Raw genomic sequence first — 17,872 nt, forward strand, 5'->3', positions numbered from 1 at the left:
GTCCGCCCCGGCGGGCCGCTGCCCGGCCGCCGGGGGGGGGGGGGGGGGGGTGGCCGGGGGGGGGGGGGGGGGGGTCAGGGTCAGGTACTTGCCGGTCGGCGGCGGTGCCACCGCGCCGGGCGGCGCGGTCGGCGGGTCCAGGTGCTTGACCTGGAGCCGGTGGCCGACCTCGCGGGCCAGGTGGGCCGCGCGGATCCGCGCGTTGGCCTCCAGGACGTCGCCGATCTGGGCCCAGGCGGCGTCCATGAACTCGTCCTGCCGGGCCTGGACGACCCGGGTGCCGAAGTTCGCGGCGACCCGGTTGCGCGGGTCGAGGTTGAGCCGGTGGACCCAGTTGCGGTTGGCGGGCGAGGGCAGCGGGTGACCGGCGTCGTCGACCAGCAGCTTGGAGGTGAGCGCGTGCCAACGCCCGTACAGCGGCGGGGTGATCACCGGGTCGACCCCGGCCGACAGCGCCCGGGCCTGCGCGCCGGGCAGGGCGGCGTGCGCGGCCGCCGGGGTGCGGTCCTGGTAGGCGTCGGCCAGGTTGACCAGGTTCGCCAGTGCCTGCTGGAAGGGGTGCGGGTAGGGCGCGGCGGGAGCCGGCGCGTCGTACCAGTTGTCCCAGTTCTCCCAGTCGTCGACCGGCCGGCCGGGTGGCCGGGGCACCTGGAGCGCGCCGCCGAGCCGGAGCACCCCGCCGATCGACGCCGGGGTGGTGATGGGGGGCAGGCCGGGGCCGGCCGAGCGGTGCACGTCCATGTCCCGGCGGCCGACCTCGTCGGCGGGGCGGCGCGGTTTCAGCAGTGTGACCAGGTAGCGGAAGTCGCCGTTGTCACTGGTGGTGAAGGACCACCGGAGGTAGTACGGCAGTCGGCCCTCGCCCTTGCGGTCGGGGTAGTGCGGGCCCCAGGCGGAGTACAGGGCGCCCGGCGCGAGGGCCGGGTCGAGGCCGAGCCCGGCCAGCCGCCCGGTCTCGAACGCGGGGACGAGGAAGGCCTCGTACGTCCGGTCGTGCTGGAGGTGGCGCGGGCAGACCAGCCGGGAGCAGGCCCGGTCCGGGTCGGTGCGCAGCACCTCGGCGAGGCTCTGGAGCACCGGGTCGCCGGGGCCGGAGAGCTCTCCGGCCACCACGGCGTCGTCCAGCGAGCCGTGGACGTGGACGTGCGCCCAGGCGCCGAGCTGGTCCGGCGGGGGCAGCGCGCCGGGGTTCTTGACGGTGACGAACGGCAGCGGGGCTCCCCCGGCGCCCTCCTCGAACTCGGCGGGCGCGCCGGTCGCGTCGGTCCTCGCGGCCAGCACGACGAGCGCCAGCCAGGGGGCGAGGCGGTCGGTGGAGCCGTCGGCCGCGGCCGGGCTGTAGCGCCAGGGGAAGTCCTCGTCGTAGAACTCGATGTGCGCCAGGTGGTTGGGCTCGATGTTGGTGGTGCCGGGCAGCGGCTCCCGCCGGGAGACCGCGCGGGGGTCGATGCCGACGACGTCGCCCGGCCCGTAGAGCTGCACCGGCCGCTCGACGGTCCGGCTGAGCGGGGTGCCGTCCAGGGCCTCGCCGGTGAGCAGCAGCTTGACCGGGACGGTGGCGCGCTCCGAGGTGCCCGGGTCGCCGGTGATCCGGGTGGAGAGGCCGGAGCGCAGCCAGGGCAGGAACGAGTAGCCGTTCGCGGTCACGCGCCGCTCCCGTCGAACAGTTCGGCGGCCGCGGTGAGTTCGGTGACCGTCGGGTCGGCGGCGGCCAGGCCGGAGCGGGCGGCGCCGCCGGCCGCGAGCACCCGGTTGTCGGGCAGCAGCGCGGCGGCGAATCCCCACCGGCCGGTGAGCAGCCCCGGTTGGGTGCTCCAGGTGTCGGTGCCCGCGTCGTAGCGCAGGACGCTGCGGTAGCCGGCCTCGTCGGCGTCGCCGCCGGTGCCGCCGGCCACCAGGACCCGGCCCGGGCCGAGGGCCACGGCCCGGTGCCGGGCGCGCCCGGCGGGCATGTCTTTCGCGGCCGTCCAGGCGCCGGTGGCGAGGTCGTACTTCTCCGCCGTCCGCCGGCTGAGCGGGTCGAAGCCGCCGTCGTCCCCGGCGCCCGGTGCCCGGCCGCCGGTCACCAGCACGGTGGTGTCGGAGAGCGCGGTGGCCTGGTGCAGGGCGCGCGGGTGCAGCAGGTTCCCGGTCGGGGTCCAGGCCTTGTGGTCCGGGTCGTAGAGCTCGCAGAAGGCGAGCGCCGGGTCGAGGTCGGTGCCGACGGGGGCGGTGCCGCCGACCACCAGGACCTTGCCGTCCTTGAGCACCGCCGCGGGGTGGCCGGAGCGGGCGTCGGTCATGTCGCCGACGGTCGTCCAGCGGGTGGCGTCGGTGGTGGCGGCGGGGTCGTACAGTTCGGCGGAGCGCAGGGCCCGGGTGGTCCGGCCGTCCCGGACGGCGCTGCCGCCGGCGACCAGCACCAGGTTGTTCGGCAGCAGCACGGCGCTGTGGCCCCAGCGGGCCTGGTTCATGGTGCCGGCCGGGGTCCAGGTGTCGGCCACCGGGTCGTAGACCTCGGCCGAGGCCAGGCCGGGCGCGGTGGAGCCGCCGATGCCGCCGGTGACGAGGACCTTGCCGTCGTTGAGCACGGTCACCGTGTGCAGCCGCCGGGGCGAGGGCTGGGTGGCGGTGGGCTTCCAGGTGTCGTCGGCCGGGTTGTAGACGGCGGCCCGCCCGAGTGCGGCCCCGCCGGCGTCCGCACCGCCGACGACCAGGACCTTCGTGGTGCCCTTGAGGACGACCGGCCCATCGTGCTGGCCGTACCAGGCGGTGGGCCCGGCCAGGTCGTGGGCGGCGGTCCACTTCGCTGCGGCCACCACGGTGGGACTGGTCATGGTGTCGAACCTTCCGTCGTCGGGGCTTGCGTCGTGGGCTTCCGCCGTCAGGGTCTACGTCGTCAGGGGGCGTACAGCTCGGCGGTGGCGGCGGGTTCGGTCGGGGCGGGACCGGGGGCGGCGGCGCCCGCCAGGGCGGTGCCGCCGGCCACCAGCACCCGGCCGTCCGCCAGCTCCACGGCGGCGAAGTCGGACCGGCCGGTGGCGAGGGGCCCGGTGGCCGTCCAGGTGCCGGGGGCGGGGTCGAGGACGGTCACGTTGCGGTGGCCCGCCGCGAAGGCGGGGCCGCCGGTGCCGCCGATGAGCAGCACCAGGCCGGAGCGCAGGGCCAGGCAGCGGTGGCCGCGGCGGCCGCCGGGCATCGGGCCGAGGGCCGTCCAGGTGCCGGTGGCCGGGTCGTAGACCTCGGCGGTGGCGAGGCTGTGCGGGTCGTAGCCCCCCGGATCGGTCACCGGTCCGGCCACCGGGTCGCCGCCGGTGACCAGGACGCGGCCGTCGGCGAGCAGGGTGGCCTGGTGCCCCTTGCGGGCGGTCAGCAGGCTGCCGGTCGGGGTCCAGGAGCCCGTCGCCGGGTCGTGGAGTTCGCAGTGGGCCAGGGCGGCGTCCGGTCCGCCGGTGGGCAGTGCGCCGCCGACCACCAGGACCTTGCCGTTCCTCAACAGGACGGCCCGGTGCCCGGTCCGGGCGTCGGTCATCGGCGGGCCGGCGGCGGACCAGGTGCGGGCGACCGGGTCCAGCAGCTCCACGGTGGCCAGGGCCCGGCCGTCCGTTCCGGTGCCGCCGGTGACCAGCAGCCTGCCGTCGGGCAGGACGGTCGCCGCGTGCCCGTGGCGGGCGGTGGTCAGCGCTCCGGCGGTGGGCGCCCAGGTGCCCGGGGCCGGGTCGTAGACCTCCGCCGTGCCCAGCGCGGGGCCGGGCGCTCCGCTGTCGGCGGAGCGGCCGCCCACGGCGACCACCCGGCCGTCGCCGAGCCTGCTGACGCTGTGTCCGCGGCGGGCGGTCGCCAGGGGCGGGGCGGCCGTCCAGGTGGCGGCGACCGGGTCGAACAGGGCGGCGGTGGCCAGGGCCGCGCCGGTGGCGTCCGCTCCCCCGGCGACCAGCACCGTGCCGCTGGTCAGCCGGATCGCCTCGACGCCCCGGGCGGCGGACGGGAGGCTGCCGCCGACGCTCCAGCTCCCCGGTGTGGCGGGCGATCCCACCGCCTCCTCCTCCGGGATGACGTGCAGCCGGTCGGCGAGGCTGCCGTCCCGGCCGATCCAGTCGGCGAGGGCGTCCTGGGCGGTGGTCCGGCTGCGGAAGGTCGCGGCGGCGAGGCCGCCGGCCGGCGGGTGGGCCTGGACGTTGTTGCGGAGGTTGGCGACGACGTAACGCCGGTCGGTGAGGCGGACGGTCTCCTCGGGCGGGAAGGGCTGCCGGAGCCTGGACTCCCGCTGCGAGACCGGCGAGCGGCTGGTGCTGCTGCCCTGGAGCAGCTGGTTGAACACCGCGGGGCTGACGTCGTGGAAGCGCTTGGGCGCGGCGGCGCCGGAGCCGGCCGCCATCGGGACGACCCGGCGGGCGGCGGCGGCGCTCGCGGGCATCCCGCTGTCGATGACGTGCAGGTCGTACCGGGCACTGCGGCGGACCACCCGGGGCGAGAGCAGGGTGCCGGCGGCCGCGGTCAGTTCCAGTCCGGCGTCCTGGTTCTCGTACGCCGGCCGGGAGAGCTTGGCGGCGTCGTCCATGTCCTGGAACTGCGCCATCGCGAACTTGTCGCCGGTGACGGAGACCCGGACCAGGCCGCTGTCCGGCGCCGGCGCGATGGCGAACCGCCGTCCGTCGCTGGGCCGTTGGGCACCGATCCGGTCGAGGCGGACGTCCAGCGGGATCGCGCGCTGGCGGACGAGGAGCGTGCCGAGCGGGTGGAGCACCAGCTGGTCGGTGTCGGGCAGGTGCCGGAGGGTGACGAGGGGGTTGAGGCCACCGGTGGGCAGCCTGGTCTGCCACCCCTCGGTCTTGCCGAACTCGCCTTCCAGCAGCGGGAGTACGGCTACCGGCGGGAGCGTGGTGTTGTGCTCCTCGCCCCAGCTGATGTCGAAGTCGGCGGAGATCTCGAAGAACAGCAGGGAGATGGAGCCGCGTCCGTGCGCGCGCCAGGGCGAGGGGCCTTCGAGCGCGAAGTCCAGGTCGATGCCGAAGACCCCGACGCCGAAGGCCTTCAAGGTGACCCCGGCGGAGATCGCGATGGTGAACGCGAACGGCGAGAAGCGGAACATCGCGTCGAAGGAGAGGTGCCCTTCGATGCCGAACCCGCCGAATCCCAGCCGGAGTTCGGCCGCCGCGCCGAACTGGACGGTGTTGCTGGTGACCGCGAAGTAGCCGGAGACCCGGATCAGTTGGCCGGGGCGGTTGAGGATGTCCACCGAGAGCCGCTTGGGGACGGGGAAGGGCAGCGGCGGCGGTTTGAAGGACGGGTGGAACCCGCCGACCGTCAGGACGAAGTCCGGTGAGTCGCCCCAGGCGACGAGCAGGCCCATCCCGCCGTCGATGGTCATGGTGAGGATGTGGGAGTCGAAGAGTTCGGCGAAGAACCAGAGCCGCGACCGGTCGACCTCCAGCGCACCCACGAAGTTGACCTGGAGCGCCAGCAGCGGGAGGTCCTGGCTGGGCAGGACGCACCGGAGCACCCCGAGGACGGCGATGTTCCCGGGCGGGATCTCGACCACGACCCCGAGCGAGACGCTGACCAGCGTCGGGGTCCCCCAGCCGATCTTCGCCATCGGCCCGATCAGGAACCGGCCCTCCTCGGGCGGGAAGAAGCGGCGCAGGTCGGAGAGGATCCGGGGGGCGTTGGCGATGACGTCCTTGGGGAACATCACCGATTCGACCGCGCCGGACCGGACGCCCTCCGCCAGGGCCTGGAGGTTCATCCCGCGGTTGAGGCCGATCAGCCCGCCGACGGCGAGCAGGGTGAACCCGTAGCCGAGTTGGATGCCGGTGGCACCGAAGTCGGTGGTGATCACGATCAGCAGCGAGAAGCCGTCGCTGCCGTCGGGCATCCGGGTGGTGATCAGGCCGATCGCCTTGAGCTCGACCAGTCCGGCGAACTCCAGGTCGAGGGCGCCGGCGTACTCGCCGTGGTCCGGGTCGAAGGACAGGTACCCGCCGCCCTTGACCGGCCCGGCGTCCACGGCCAGGCCCACGCCCTTGGGCGGTTTGAAGCCGAAGGAGAGGTCGACCGGGCCCAGGTTGCCGTCGCCCCCGGACCGGAACGCGATGTCCGCGGAGAGGCCGATCTGCTCCACGACGGCGGTGACCGGGCCGAGTCGGGCGCGGAACGACACCCCGAGGCCGATCGGCAGCCCGTCCGGGCCGGGCGAGGCGGAGATGGTCAGGCCCTGGATCTCCAGCGGGCCGAGCTCCAGGTGCGTCGGGAGCTGGATCTCCAGGTTGGAGGTGCCGCGGAAGTAGAAGCCCTGCCGGTAGGAGACCCCGACGGTGAGGTCTGCGCCCACGGTGAACCCGCCGGCCGGCAGGACGGCGCCGACGAAGCCGTCCGCGCCGGCCGGCGAGAAGACGAACTCCAGCCCCTCCAGGCCGAATTCGGCGAAGAAGTCGACGGCATCCCCGACCAGCCGGACCCCGCCCGCACCGGCGATCCGGCGCAGCTGGAGCCGCGTGCCGCCGGCCGAGCCGAACAGCACCTGCGGCTCGCCGGTCGGGCCGGACCGCTCCACCTGGACGTCGATCGACCCCTTGGCGTGGACCGGCCCGGTGGACGACTCGAAGCCGAGGACCATCTCGATGCCCCGGCCGGGGCGCACCAGCAGCGCGACGCCGCCCTGGAGGTCCAGGTCCCCCCGGATGGTGACGGCGATGTCCGGCCCGAGTTCGAAGCGGAAGCCCTGGCGGCCGGTGAACGAGGGCAGCAGCGCGAGGCCCGGCGGGGCGCCGCCGGCGGCGGGCAGCGGCAGCAGCCGGACGGCGGCGGCCATCGAGGCCGAGGGCTGGACGCGCTGGAAGAGCACGGCGGCCAGCGTCGTGGGCGGCGGGCCGAACGGGTCCGGCGGCGCGCCCTGGAGCGCCAGCGCGGTCGACGGCGGGACCTCCCCGGTCTCGACGTTGGCGCCGATGGTCCGCAGCAGGTTGTCCAGCTGGGAGAGCAGCGCCGGCTGGTCGAAGTCGGCGGTGCCCCAGCCGAAGGCGTCCTTGAACACCTGCGAGGGGTCGGCGAGCGTCCGGGGCAGGTCGCCGAGGTCGAGGCCGAGGTGCACGTACGGCGGGCGGTTCCCGGCGGCCGGGGCGTACCGGGCCTTGACCACGCCGAGGCCGCGCAGGGCGAAGCCCAGTGTCGGGTGGTAGCGCTGGAGGTAGGTGACGATCAGGAAGTCGAGGAGCTGGCCGGGGAAGAGGGTGGGGAAGCCGTCCGCGCGCAGCACGTCGGGGATCGCGGAGGCCGGTGCGTCGGTGATCGCGTGGATGCCCTTGACGACCGCCTGGACGGCGCCGAGGGCCCGCTGCACGTCGTCCGGCGAGAAGGAGGCCGCGGCGGAGGCACCGCCGTCGCCGACCGTGCCGTCGACGTTCAGCCCGCCGTCGCCCAGCAGGGTGTGCAGGCTGTCGTAGAGCGTCTCGACGGCGCCGCGCAGGTCCACGAAGGGCTGCGGGACGTCCGTGACGGACCAGCCCAGGCGGCGCAGCAGCCCGGCGAAGGCGGCCGGTCCGGCCAGCGCGTCGCGCAGCGGCAGCAGCGCCTGCCCGACCTCCGCCAGGATCCGTTCGAAGGTGCCCGGCTCACTCATGCCGCTTCGCCTCCTCCTTGGACTCCGGGTAGAGCTTGCTGTCGAGGAGCGCGTGGAAGGCGGGGTCGACCCGGTTGACGATCAGCCAGGCGCAGACGTGGCAGAAGTCCTGGGCGCTGCCGCGCATCTTGCAGCGGCCGGTCGGCCGGTAGTGGGAGGCGGAGTAGGTGGCGCCGCCCTCGTAGATCCCGATCAGCCGGGCGCCCTTGCAGGGCGGGCTGAAACCCGGGATGTCGACGGGGGTGTCCTCGCCGGAGTTCCGCTTCCTGTTGTCCGGGTCCAGGTTGAGCGGGGCGCGGCTGTTCCGGAGGAAGGTGAGGACCTCCGGCTCCACCACGAGGAGCGGCTGGTGCTGCCCGTCCTTCAACGGCGCGAAGACGATCGATCCGGCCCGGAACGTCGGGAAGGGGGCGCTGCCCGCCCTGGTGAGGATGATCGCGCCCTCCGCGGGGAGGACCTTGCCGACGATCAGCCCGTCCAGGTAGTGGGCGGGCTTGGTCTCCAGCGGGAGTTGCTGCCCGAGGGGTTTGATGCCGAAGTCGCGCAGCCGGACCTCGGTGAGGAGGGCCTGGGCCTGCTGCCACTGCGCGGTGTCGCGGGTGCCGATGGCGAGCCGGACGCCCTGGACCGGGCTGGTCACGTTCTGCGAGTCGGCGAGCAGGACGGCGGCGAGGCGGATCCGGGGCAGCTGGAGCCACTTGACCTTGTCCGCGTCGATCCGCCGGTCCTTCGGGTCCGTGCCCGGGCCGATCCGCAGGAATCCGAACACCGAGACGTTGTCCCCGGACAGGTCCGCCGCCTGGCTCCCGTCGCTCCCTTCGCCGTCGAACTCCTCGTACTCGTCGGCCAGGTTGAAGCTGTGGCCGAACTCGTGGGAGACCGTTCCGATGATGCCGTCGATGTCCACGGCGATGTCGGAGGGCGGGTCGCGGCGCAGTTCGCGGCGGTCCGTCGCATTGGCGTAGACGTAGGAGAGCCCCTGGTACTGGTTGACCGTCTGGGCCGTCACCGTCCGGCCGTTGAGATTGGTCCCGCCGGTCACGCCGTCGTTGACGATCATGGCGATCAGGCCCCGGCTGCGCTGGAACCTGCCGTCGTCGGGCTGCCACTGGTCGCCGACCGCCACCGCCACCGTCGAGTCGGCGACCTGGAGGCTCCGGACGTAGCGCAGGAGGGTGTTGGCGGGGTTGACCAGCCCCGCTCCCATGTACAGCTCCGGCGGGTGCCGGCGCGGGTCGAAGGTCAGGCTCCGGGTCGGCCCGCTCCCGTAGAACTCGTACAGCCTGGCGACGAACTCCTTGACCCCCGCGGTTCCCACGCCGTCGTCGGCGGGCCTGCCCACCGGGCCCGTACCCGAGGAGCGGTCGGCGAGCCGACGGCCCAGCTGGAAGCCGAAGACGGTGTCGCGGGCGTGCAGGATCCCGACCGACTGGTGCTTCTTCCACGCCGTGACGAGGTCCTCGCTGACCCTGGCCGGGTCGACGTCCAGGTCCTGCGCCCGCCACGTCGCCACCAGGCCGGACCGCTGGTCCCCGCGCATGGGCAGCCCCACCCGGCGGACCAGCTCCTCCAGCGTGTAGAGCGCGCCGCCGCCGATCGCGTTGGACGGGATCGGGAAGCCGGTGCCCCTCGCCCGGCCCGCCTCGACCGTCTCCTCGCCCGCCGCGACCCGGAATCCGCAGGTGACAGTGTGCTGTGCGGAGGGGGTGAAGGACGCGAAGGCGTTGAAACCGCCCCCCAGCATCCCGTACGGCTCGTGCGCGGGCTTCTCGAACAGCTCGTGGATCGTCCTGGTGACGATGGAGTCGAACTTCGCCCGCTCCTGCTCGCGGAAGCCCTCGGCGAGGAACAGCACGTTGTGCTTGCGGTCGAGGACCGTCAGGTCCTTGGCGCCCCACTCCTGGGTCACCGCGTGCGGCGCGGCGTAGTCGACCACCTGGACCGGCAGCAGCTGCGCCCCGCCCAGGCCGGGGAACAGGCCCGAGAGCACCCAGGGGGCGCCCGGCTGGGTGGCCGCCACACCCCGGACCCGGCCGTTCGGCGTCACGGCGAGCTGCCGGGTGTCGGCCGGCACCAGCTGGACGTACCCGTGCCCGGTGATGTCACCGATCAGGTCCGTCCCGGTACCGGCGTCGTCGCTGAACTTCGCGTACAGCGACGGCTGGGCGTGCGCGACGGTGGAGTCCAGCGCGGTGGTGAGGGAGTCGTTGCCGAACCACCAGCCGACGACCGACCGGTGGACCTGGAGCCGGCCGACGAGGTACTCGCCCCCGGTGTGCGCCTGGAAGAGGAACACCCCGGGGGTCGTGGCCGTGACCACCCCGGTGTCCTTCCGGTACGTCGGCACCCCGTCGAACCGGTGCCCCTTGGCGTTGAACGGTGCGAAGAACTCGACGTCGCACGCACTTGACGGGACCGGCACGACGTCGAACCCGCCCGTCGCGGGCGTGCGCTCCGTACGGGTGGCCAGGGTCAGGGTCAGCGGCGGCGTACCGGCCAGCGCCATGTGCAGGTCGCAGTGCGGGAAGAGCACCAGGTCGGCAAAGGGAACGGGATCGGTCACGGCGGCGACTCCTGTCTGCCGTCCACACGTCGGGCCCACCGGCGCCCGCGGGTGCCGGTTACTCCGCAACCATAATGACCGGGACATGCGAATCCAACGATCCGTCAAGTCAATGCCCTGAAAGGGTATTTCCGCGCCGAGTGACGATCGGCCGGTGTCGGAGCACCGGCGGTTCGCTGCCACTTCCCGCCCCTTCCAGCCCGTTTCCGACCACCTCCGGTCGGAGGTGGTCGGCGGGCGCCGCAGCCCCGTCCCGTCCCGTGGCGGTCAGCCGAGGGGCTTGTCGAGGACGGCCTTGGCGTGGCTGAACGTGTCGATCGAGTACTCGCCGTGGTAGCGGCCCATGCCGCTCTCGCCCACGCCGCCGAACGGCAGCTCGGGGACGGCCAGGTGGGAGACGGTGAGGCCGAAGACGAGGCCGCCCGAGGAGGTCTCGGTCGCCAGCCGCTGCTTGGTGCGCTCCGACTCGGTGAAGGCGTACAGCGCGAGCGGCTTGTCGCGCTCGTTGATGAAGGCGATCGCGGCGTCCAGGTCGGGCACGGCGATGATCGGCAGGATCGGGCCGAAGATCTCCGACCGCATCACCGGCGCCTCCGGGGAGACCTCGGCCAGCACGGTCGGCGCGAGGTAGCGCTGCGCGCGGTCGTGGTCGCCGCCGATGACGGTCCGGCCGTCGCCGAGCAGGGCGGTGAGCCGGTCGTGGTGGCGCTCGTTGACGATCCGCCCGTACTCCGGGCTGCTCGCCGGGTCCGCCCCGTACAGGGCGTGCACGGCCTCGGCCAGGTGCGCCTCCAGGGCGGTGGCGGTGTCCCCGATGGCGAGGATGTAGTCGGGGGCCACGCAGGTCTGCCCGGCGTTCTGGAACTTGCCGCGCGCCAGCCGCTGGGCGGTGACCGCGAGATCGGCGCCGGGCTCGACCACCACGGGGCTCTTGCCGCCGAGCTCCAGGGTGACCGGGGTCAGGTGCTCGGCGGCGGCCGTCATGACGATCCGGCCGACCTGGCCGTTGCCGGTGTAGAAGATGTGGTCGAAGCGCTGCTCCAGGAGCGCGGTGGTCTCCGGCACACCGCCCTCCAGTACGGCCACGGCCTCCCGGTCCAGGTAGCGCGGCAGCAGCCGGGCGATCGCCGCGGAGGTCGCCGGGGTGAGCTCGCTGGGCTTGACCAGGGCGGTGTTGCCCGCCGCGAGGGCGCCCACCAGCGGGGCGAGCGCCAACTGCAGCGGGTAGTTCCACGGCGCGATGATCAGCACCACGCCGAGCGGGTCGCGGACCACCCGGGCCTCGGCGGGCAGGAAGGCGCCGGGGACGGCGGCCGGCCGCGGCTCCAGCCACTCCTCCAGGTGCGCCACGGTGTGGTCGATCTCGTTCAGCGTGAAGCCGACCTCGCCCCGGTAGGCCTCGGTCGCGCTCTTGCCCAGGTCGGCGTGGAGCGCGGCCAGGAGGGCCTCGGACTGCTCACTGAGCAGCGCGCGCAGCGCACCCAGCTGGGCGAGGCGCCAATCGAGCGGCCTGGTGCGGCCGGTGGCGAACGTGGCGCGCAGGCGTGCCACCACGGTGGCCGGGTCGGTGGACACGGCGGCGACCAGGGTGCGGGCCAACTCGGCGGAGGAGCCCGGGTTCTGGCCGGTGTAGAGGTTGCGGTCGATCACGGTGTGCGGCGTGAAGGGCGCGGCCTCGACGAAGTCGGCGCCGAGCTCGACCAGGCGGTCCTGGACCAGCCACTCGGCGCCCGCGGCCAGGCCCACGGCCTGCTCCTCGGCGTTGGTGAAGGCGGTCATCCGGTAGCCGGCGAACGGCCAGCCGCCGTCCTCGTCCCGGGCGGCGAGCAGCGCGGCGGGGGCGTGGCAGACGACGCCCAGCGGCTTGCCCGAGGCCAGCGCCCGGGTGAGCAGCCGACCGGAGTCCTCGTCCACGGCGAGGTCCTCCATCGGGCCGTGGCCACCCGGGTAGAAGACCAGGTCGTACGCCTGCGGGTCGACCTCCGCCAGCTTCGCGGGGTGCTCCAGGTCCGCGCGGACGGCCTCCAGGTAGGCGGCCAGCCACTCGGCCTTCTCCTGGCCCCCGCCCGCGGCGCCGCCGTTGGCCTCGACGCTCAGGCTGCCCCGGTCGACGGGGGCCGGGACGCCGCCGGGGGTGGCGATGGTGATCTCGAAGCCCGCCTCGGTGAAGATCCGGTGCGGCTCGGCGAGCTCCTCGGCCCAGAAGCCGGTGGGGTGCGGGGTGCCGTCGGCGAGGGTCCAGTGCGTGGCGCCGGTGACGACGAAGAGGGCGGAAGTCATGGGTGGTGCTCCAGGTCGGCAGGGAAGGGGCGTTGTGGGGTGGGGAGGGGTGGGGCGGGGTCGGCCGGTCGGTCAGGACTTGTCGGGGCCGGCCTCGGCATCGGCCGGCACGGCGACCGCCGCGGCGTGCGGCTGCTCGTCGGCCCGTGCGCCGGCCTCCGTACCAGCCTGCGCGGTGAGCGGCCGGTGGTGCTTGCTGAGTCCGACCATCGCGACCCCGGCGGCCAGCAGCAGCGCGACCGCGGCGATCACGAAGCTGAGGGTGAACTGGCTCTCCGCGGGCAGCGCGGCGCCACCGAGCGCGGCGTAGCTGACCGTCTTGGAGGCGAGCAGCGAGGTCACCACCGCGCTGGCGATCGAGCTCCCGACCGAGCGCGAGATGGAGTTGATCCCGTTGGCGATGCCGGTCTGCTCCAGGGGCACGCTGGCCGCGATCAGCGCGGGCATCGCGGCGTAGCCGAAGGAGATCGCGATGCCGGTGAGCATGCCCGCCGTGATCACCGCGGCCTCGGCGCCGTGCCCGAAGGCCAGCCAGGCGAAGCCCGCCACGCCGATCAGCGCGCCGACCGCGAGGGTGGAGCGGGCGCCGATCCGGCGCACCAGCAGTCCGCCGACCGGGGCGGCGGCCAGGGCGATCAGGGCACTGGGCAGCAGGTACTCGACGGAGGCGCGCAGGACCGAGGCGGTGAAGCCGTAGCCGGTCAGCCGGCCCGGCATCTGGACGAGGTAGGAGATGCCGATGAACTGGGCGAACGAGGCGAAGCCCACGAAGAGCCCGGTCAGGTTGGTGAAGAGCACCTGGCGGTGGACGAACATCCGCATGTCCACGAGCGGGTTGCGCACCCGTCGCTCGACCAGCACCCAGAGGGCGGCGAAGACGGCGGAACCGGCCAGCGAGCCCAGCGTGCGGGCAGAGGACCAGCCCCACTCGTGGCCCTGCGAGATGCCGAGCAGCAGCAGGACCAGGAAGACGGCCAGGGTGAGCGCGCCCAGCACGTCGACCCGGCCCCCGGTGGGCGAGCCGCCGTGCGGTACCACCACGGCGACGGCCGCCAGGGCGAGCACGGTCAGCGCGGTGGAGAACCAGAAGACGAGGTGGTAGTCGGGGTGCGAGCCCTGGGTGAGCAGCCCGGTGGCCACCAGCGAGAGGCCGCTGCCGAACGCCAGCGTTCCGCTGACCAGCGCCATCGCCCCGTGCAGCTTCTCCTGCGGCACCTCGTCGCGGATCACGGAGAGGGCGAGCGGGAAGATCGCGGTGGCGGAGCCCTGCAGCACCCGGCCGATGATCAGCAGGGCCAGCGAGGTGGTGGTCGCGGCGATGACCGAGCCGACCACCATGACGGCGAGGACGGCGAGCAGCGTGCGCTTCTTGCCGAACTGGTCGCCGACCCGGCCCAGCAAGGGGGTGAAGACGGCAGCCGAGAGCAGCGCGGCGGTGGTCACCCAGCTGACGCCGGCGGCGCCGGTGTGCAGCTCCTTCTGCAGCAGGGCGAGGATCGGGACGACCTGGGTCTGCGCCATGGCCACGACCATCGCGGCCAGGCCCAGCGCCAGGATCAGGGGCGTACTGCCGCGTCGCCCGGGGGCGGCGGTGGCCGTGGCCGTGGCGGGTCTGGGCACGGCGCGATCGGCGGCGTGGCTCATCAGGTGGGGGTCCTTCCAGGAGGGGCCGGCCGCGCGCAGGCGTGCGCCGGCCGGCGCTCGAAGACAGCGGGCGGGACCTGGACGGTTGAAGCCTGCAAGGTTGATGTCTTCAAGCAATGCCTTGAAGGTAGACCTGAAAGATTGAAGAAGTCAAGCAATCCCGCCTACACTCGACCCATGACCCACAGCGCCGCCCCAACCGCCACCCCGACCGCCACCGGCTCCGCCGCCCCCACGCCGGTCGAGCTGATGGACCAGGTCGCCGGCGCCGCGGCCGCCTACTACCGGAACTTCGCCGCACTGGCGGCCGAACGCGGCCTCACCCTCATGCAGGGCAAGACCCTCAGCCTGCTGCGCGAGCCCCGCCCGATGCGCACCCTGGCCGACCTGCTGGCCTGCGACGCCTCCAACGTCACCGGCATCGTCGACCGCCTGGAGGCCCGCGAACTCGTCCGCCGCGAGGTGGACCCGGCCGACCGGCGGATCAAGAACGTGGTGCTGACCGAGGAGGGCGAGCGCACCGTACGGCAGATCCGGCTGGACCTGATGTCCGGCCTCACCGGCCTGGCCCAGCTGGACGAAGCGGACCGGCACACCTTCCAGCGACTCCTGGGCCAGGTCTTCCCCGGCTGACCACGAGGCCCCGACCGGCGGGGCCCTCAACTCCCGTTCAGCGAACCGGCGGCCGCCTGGGCCACCGACTCGACCAGGGCGATGCCCCCGGACTCGTCGGCATTGCCGTCCGAGAGCACCGCGATCAGCAGCTGGTGCCCGTCGTGCTCCACCGTGCCGATGCTGTTGATCACCCACAGGCCGTCGGCGTCACGCGGCAGCCAGCCGTCCTTCACCGCGGACGTACCGCCGGTCGCCGCCGCGCTCACCCCCCAGCGCTGGTCGCTCTCGACCTGGCCCAGCAGCTGCTGGACGTAGCCGCGCGAGGCCGGGGAGAGGATCGAGTCATCGGTGAACACCTGGCGCAGCAGCTGCGCCTGGTCGGCGGCGGTGGTGACGGTGAGACCCCAATAACCGTCCGCGCCACCGGTGGTGGCGGTCAGCCCGAACCGCCGGTCGGCGGCGTTCAGCCCGCCGTCCTGGCCGATCCCGTTCCACAGGGCCGTCGCCGAGTCGTTGTCGCTGTTCTCGATCATCGCGGTGGCGAGGTCCTGCTGCGCGGCGGTCAGCGCGGTGCCGCCGTCCTGGGACTGGAGCAGCAGGGTGGCCAGGATGTCGACCTTGACGATGCTGGCGGTGGCGAAGCCGTGGCCGGGCGCACCGTAGGTGAGCGACTGGCCGGTCGTCAGGTCGGTGACGGACACCGAGAGCGCGCCGTCCGCCCGGGCGGCGGCGCTGCGCAGCGCCTCGTCCGCAACGGGGGCGGGGGCGGGCGTGGGCGTGGGCGTGGGCGTGGGCGTGGGACTGGGCGCGGGACTCGGGGTGGCGCTCGGGTCACCGGTAGCGGTAGCGGTCGGGGCGGCAGTGGCGCTCGGAGCGGAGGCGGCGGGCGCCGAGGGCGCGGACACCGCGGCCGGGTCGGCCACGACGGACATCCGCGGCCGGCTCTCGGCGGCACCGGAACTCCCTTGCAGCACCCCGCTGATGATGCCTGCGGCCGCGAGGATGCCGACGGGTGCCAGCAGCCTCGACCGGGGGACGCTTCGCTTCGTCATGTCCAGTGACGCTAGAGAGCGCCGCTTTGAGCAGTCTGAGGACGGGATGGGTGTTTCCTGACACCTGGTCCGCTCCGCCGGGCCGTCACCCCGCCGGGTGGCGGACCGTCACGTGACGCCGAGGACCCGGGCGACGTGGCGCGCCAGCTGCGCCCGCAGCTCCTCGCGGGAGGCGTGCTCCGCGCCGGCCAGGTGCTCCACCAGGTCGGCACGGGTGGCCGCGAGCAGCGCGTGGGCGGTGAAGTCGCCGTCGGCCGCCCCCGGGATCCGGTGCAGGAGCTCCCGGACGAGGGTGTGCCACTGCTCGTAGTGCTCCGTCCGGTAGGGGCTGTCCGCTCCGGTCCCCTCCAGGGCCAGGGCGAGGTGACGGTTGTCCAGTTTGAAGCACAGCAGGGCGTCGAGCAGGGCCGGTACGCGCTCCGGCGCAGGCGTGCCCGGGCCCAGCGGGGGCGGGCCGGCCTCGACGGCTTCCGTGAGCGGCTGGAGCCGCGCCGCGTACAGGGCCCGGATCAGGCCCGTGCGGTCGCCGAAGGCGCGGAAGAGCGTCCCCTTGCCGACCCCGGCCGCCGCCGCGATGTCGGCCATGGTGACGTCCTCGGCGCTTCCGCCGTGGGAGAAGAGCTCGTCGGCCGCCGCGAGGGCCGCGGCCCGGTTGCGGGTCGCGTCCTTGCGTGGCTTGCGCTCGGTCATCTGCTTCCTCCGATTGCGATCCGGACCGCCGGTCCGTATCGTTCTTGAAGCGGACCACTGGTCCGTATCGTAAGCGACGGAGGACCCATGCCCGCGAACACCCCACCGGCGGAGCTGTACCGCCACGGCCTGCGCCTGCTGCTGGACAAGGACATTCCCGCCTGGGTCGGCCTGTGGGCCGAGGACGGCGTGATGGAGTTCCCCTTCGCGCCGCCGGGCCTGCCCCGGCGCCTGGAGGGCCGGGAGGCCGTCGCGGCCTACATGCGCGACTACCCCGACCACATCGACCTGCACGACTTCCCCGAGTTGCGGATCCATCGGACCACCGACGCCGCAACGATCGTGGTCGAGATGCGCGGCGTGGGCCGCGTCGTCCGCACCGGGGACCCCTTCGACATGTCCTACATCGCCGTCGTGACCGTCCGGGACGGGCGCTTCACCGCCTACCGCGACTACTGGAACCCGCTCGCCGTCCAGCAGCCCGGTCTCGACTTCACGGGGAGCAGCGCGGGATGAACGACACCAGCACCGTCCTGGTCACCGGCGCCACCGGCACCACCGGGAGCCGCACCGCCGCGCGGCTCGTCGCCGCCGGACACCGCGTCAGGGCCGCCGGCCGCAGTGCCACACCAGTGCCCGGCACGGAGCCGGTGCGCTTCGACTGGTTCGACCCCGCCACCTTCGACGGCGCCCTCGCCGGCACCGACCGCGTCTACCTCGTGCCACCCGTGGGGGACCCGGAACCGGCCACGGTCATGCTGCCGTTCCTCCGCCGGGCCCGGGCCGCCGGCGTGCGCCGCGCGGTGCTCCTCAGTTCCTCGGCCGTGCCCGCGGGGGGTCCGGCGGTGGGCGTGGTGCACCGGGCGCTGCCGGGCCTGTTCGACCAGTGGGCGGTGCTGCGGCCGTCCTGGTTCATGCAGAACTTCACCGGCGAGCACCTCCACGCGCGCGGCATCCGCGCGGACGGCACCATCCTGACCGCGGCCGGGAACGGGCGGGTCGGCTTCGTGGACGCCGACGACATCGCGGCCGTGGCCGTGCACGCGCTCACCGACGACCACGCGCCCGACACCGACCTGGTCCTGACCGGGCCCGAGGCGCTCAGCCACGACGACGTGGCCGCCGTGCTCACGGAGGTCACCGGCCGTTCGGTCGTCCACCGCCACCTGACGTACGACGAACAGCGCGCCCGACTGGCCGCGCTGGTGCCGGAGGAGTTCGCCGCGATGCTGGCCGGGATGGACCGGGCCATCGCGGAGGGCGCCGAGGACCGCACCACCGACACCGTCCGCCGCCTCACCGGTCGCCCCGCGCGGAGCTTCCGGCTGGTCGCCGAAAGGGAGTTGACCGCCGCCCGCTGACCCGCACCACCCGCCCGCCCGGGTACGGCCGGGGCCCGGGCGCCGGCCCCCGGCCCGAGGTCCTCGAACC

General features: G+C 74.1%; 10 protein-coding genes and 1 pseudogene. 3 read left to right on the forward strand and 8 right to left on the reverse strand.

The window, feature by feature from the left end; translation table 11 throughout:
• The 6 genes and pseudogenes from ACFXOZ_RS38895 to ACFXOZ_RS38920 form a co-directional block, all read right to left on the reverse strand.
• Positions 1-1,647 (reverse strand): annotated as a pseudogene (locus ACFXOZ_RS38895) (hypothetical protein); the annotation flags it as partial.
• Entirely contained in the window at positions 1,644-2,816 is a 1,173-nt protein-coding gene (locus tag ACFXOZ_RS38900; RefSeq protein WP_380594717.1) for a Kelch repeat-containing protein, read from the reverse strand. The gene ACFXOZ_RS38900 and the pseudogene ACFXOZ_RS38895, both read right to left, overlap by 4 nt.
• Positions 2,817-2,878: 62 nt before the next feature.
• The gene (locus ACFXOZ_RS38905; protein ID WP_380594719.1) at positions 2,879-7,597 is read right to left on the reverse strand and encodes a DUF6603 domain-containing protein; all 4,719 of its coding nucleotides are present in this window, start codon (positions 7,595-7,597) and stop codon (positions 2,879-2,881) included.
• Positions 7,590-10,160, reverse strand: a complete 2,571-nt coding sequence (locus tag ACFXOZ_RS38910) for a hypothetical protein (protein WP_380594721.1) — start codon at positions 10,158-10,160, stop codon at positions 7,590-7,592. Before ACFXOZ_RS38910 ends, ACFXOZ_RS38905 begins: the two co-directional genes overlap by 8 nt.
• Positions 10,161-10,427: 267 nt before the next feature.
• Complete coding sequence (locus ACFXOZ_RS38915) at positions 10,428-12,440, reverse strand: aldehyde dehydrogenase family protein (protein ID WP_380594723.1); 2,013 nt, start codon at positions 12,438-12,440, stop codon at positions 10,428-10,430.
• Positions 12,441-12,512: 72 nt separating this feature from the next.
• A complete protein-coding gene (locus ACFXOZ_RS38920) occupies positions 12,513-14,084 on the reverse strand; it encodes an MFS transporter (protein WP_380594725.1) in 1,572 nt (523 codons plus the stop codon).
• A 177-nt stretch (positions 14,085-14,261) separates the two neighbouring features.
• On the opposite strand from ACFXOZ_RS38920, the gene ACFXOZ_RS38925 reads away from it, so the two are divergent.
• Positions 14,262-14,717 (forward strand): MarR family winged helix-turn-helix transcriptional regulator, encoded by a 456-nt coding sequence (locus ACFXOZ_RS38925; protein ID WP_380594727.1) that lies wholly within the window; start codon positions 14,262-14,264, stop codon positions 14,715-14,717.
• 26 nt (positions 14,718-14,743) lie between these two features.
• Here ACFXOZ_RS38925 and ACFXOZ_RS38930 read toward each other — a convergent pair whose 3' ends face one another.
• Positions 14,744-15,751: a serine hydrolase gene (locus ACFXOZ_RS38930; RefSeq protein WP_380594729.1), complete on the reverse strand. Its 1,008-nt coding sequence runs from the start codon at positions 15,749-15,751 to the stop codon at positions 14,744-14,746.
• A gap of 108 nt (positions 15,752-15,859) precedes the next feature.
• Complete coding sequence (locus ACFXOZ_RS38935) at positions 15,860-16,441, reverse strand: TetR/AcrR family transcriptional regulator (RefSeq protein WP_380594731.1); 582 nt, start codon at positions 16,439-16,441, stop codon at positions 15,860-15,862.
• An 87-nt stretch (positions 16,442-16,528) separates the two neighbouring features.
• Between ACFXOZ_RS38935 and ACFXOZ_RS38940 the strand changes: the two genes are divergently transcribed.
• Positions 16,529-16,957 carry a nuclear transport factor 2 family protein gene (locus tag ACFXOZ_RS38940; RefSeq protein ID WP_380523309.1) on the forward strand — a complete coding sequence of 143 codons (429 nt, stop codon included), beginning with the start codon at positions 16,529-16,531 and terminating at the stop codon, positions 16,955-16,957.
• On the forward strand, positions 16,954-17,802 hold the full coding sequence (locus ACFXOZ_RS38945) for an NAD(P)H-binding protein (protein WP_380594733.1): 849 nt from the start codon (positions 16,954-16,956) through the stop codon (positions 17,800-17,802). Before ACFXOZ_RS38940 ends, ACFXOZ_RS38945 begins: the two co-directional genes overlap by 4 nt.
• The last annotated feature ends 70 nt before the right edge of the window (positions 17,803-17,872 follow it).

Origin of the sequence: Kitasatospora sp. NPDC059160 (assembly GCF_042755465.1) — a bacterium.
In the GTDB taxonomy this organism is placed as follows: Bacteria; Actinomycetota; Actinomycetes; order Streptomycetales; family Streptomycetaceae; genus Kitasatospora.

What these genes read in the sequence shown, in the direction of transcription:
- ACFXOZ_RS38945 (WP_380594733.1), top strand. Translation starts at nt 16,954, where the DNA reads ATGAACGACACCAGCACCGTCCTGGTCACCGGCGCCACCGGCACCACC.
- ACFXOZ_RS38940 (WP_380523309.1), top strand. Translation starts at nt 16,529, where the DNA reads ATGCCCGCGAACACCCCACCGGCGGAGCTGTACCGCCACGGCCTGCGC.
- ACFXOZ_RS38900 (WP_380594717.1), bottom strand. Translation starts at nt 2,816, where the DNA reads ATGACCAGTCCCACCGTGGTGGCCGCAGCGAAGTGGACCGCCGCCCAC.
- ACFXOZ_RS38935 (WP_380594731.1), bottom strand. Translation starts at nt 16,441, where the DNA reads ATGACCGAGCGCAAGCCACGCAAGGACGCGACCCGCAACCGGGCCGCG.
- ACFXOZ_RS38925 (WP_380594727.1), top strand. Translation starts at nt 14,262, where the DNA reads ATGACCCACAGCGCCGCCCCAACCGCCACCCCGACCGCCACCGGCTCC.
- ACFXOZ_RS38915 (WP_380594723.1), bottom strand. Translation starts at nt 12,440, where the DNA reads ATGACTTCCGCCCTCTTCGTCGTCACCGGCGCCACGCACTGGACCCTC.
- ACFXOZ_RS38930 (WP_380594729.1), bottom strand. Translation starts at nt 15,751, where the DNA reads ATGACGAAGCGAAGCGTCCCCCGGTCGAGGCTGCTGGCACCCGTCGGC.
- ACFXOZ_RS38905 (WP_380594719.1), bottom strand. Translation starts at nt 7,597, where the DNA reads ATGAGTGAGCCGGGCACCTTCGAACGGATCCTGGCGGAGGTCGGGCAG.
- ACFXOZ_RS38920 (WP_380594725.1), bottom strand. Translation starts at nt 14,084, where the DNA reads ATGAGCCACGCCGCCGATCGCGCCGTGCCCAGACCCGCCACGGCCACG.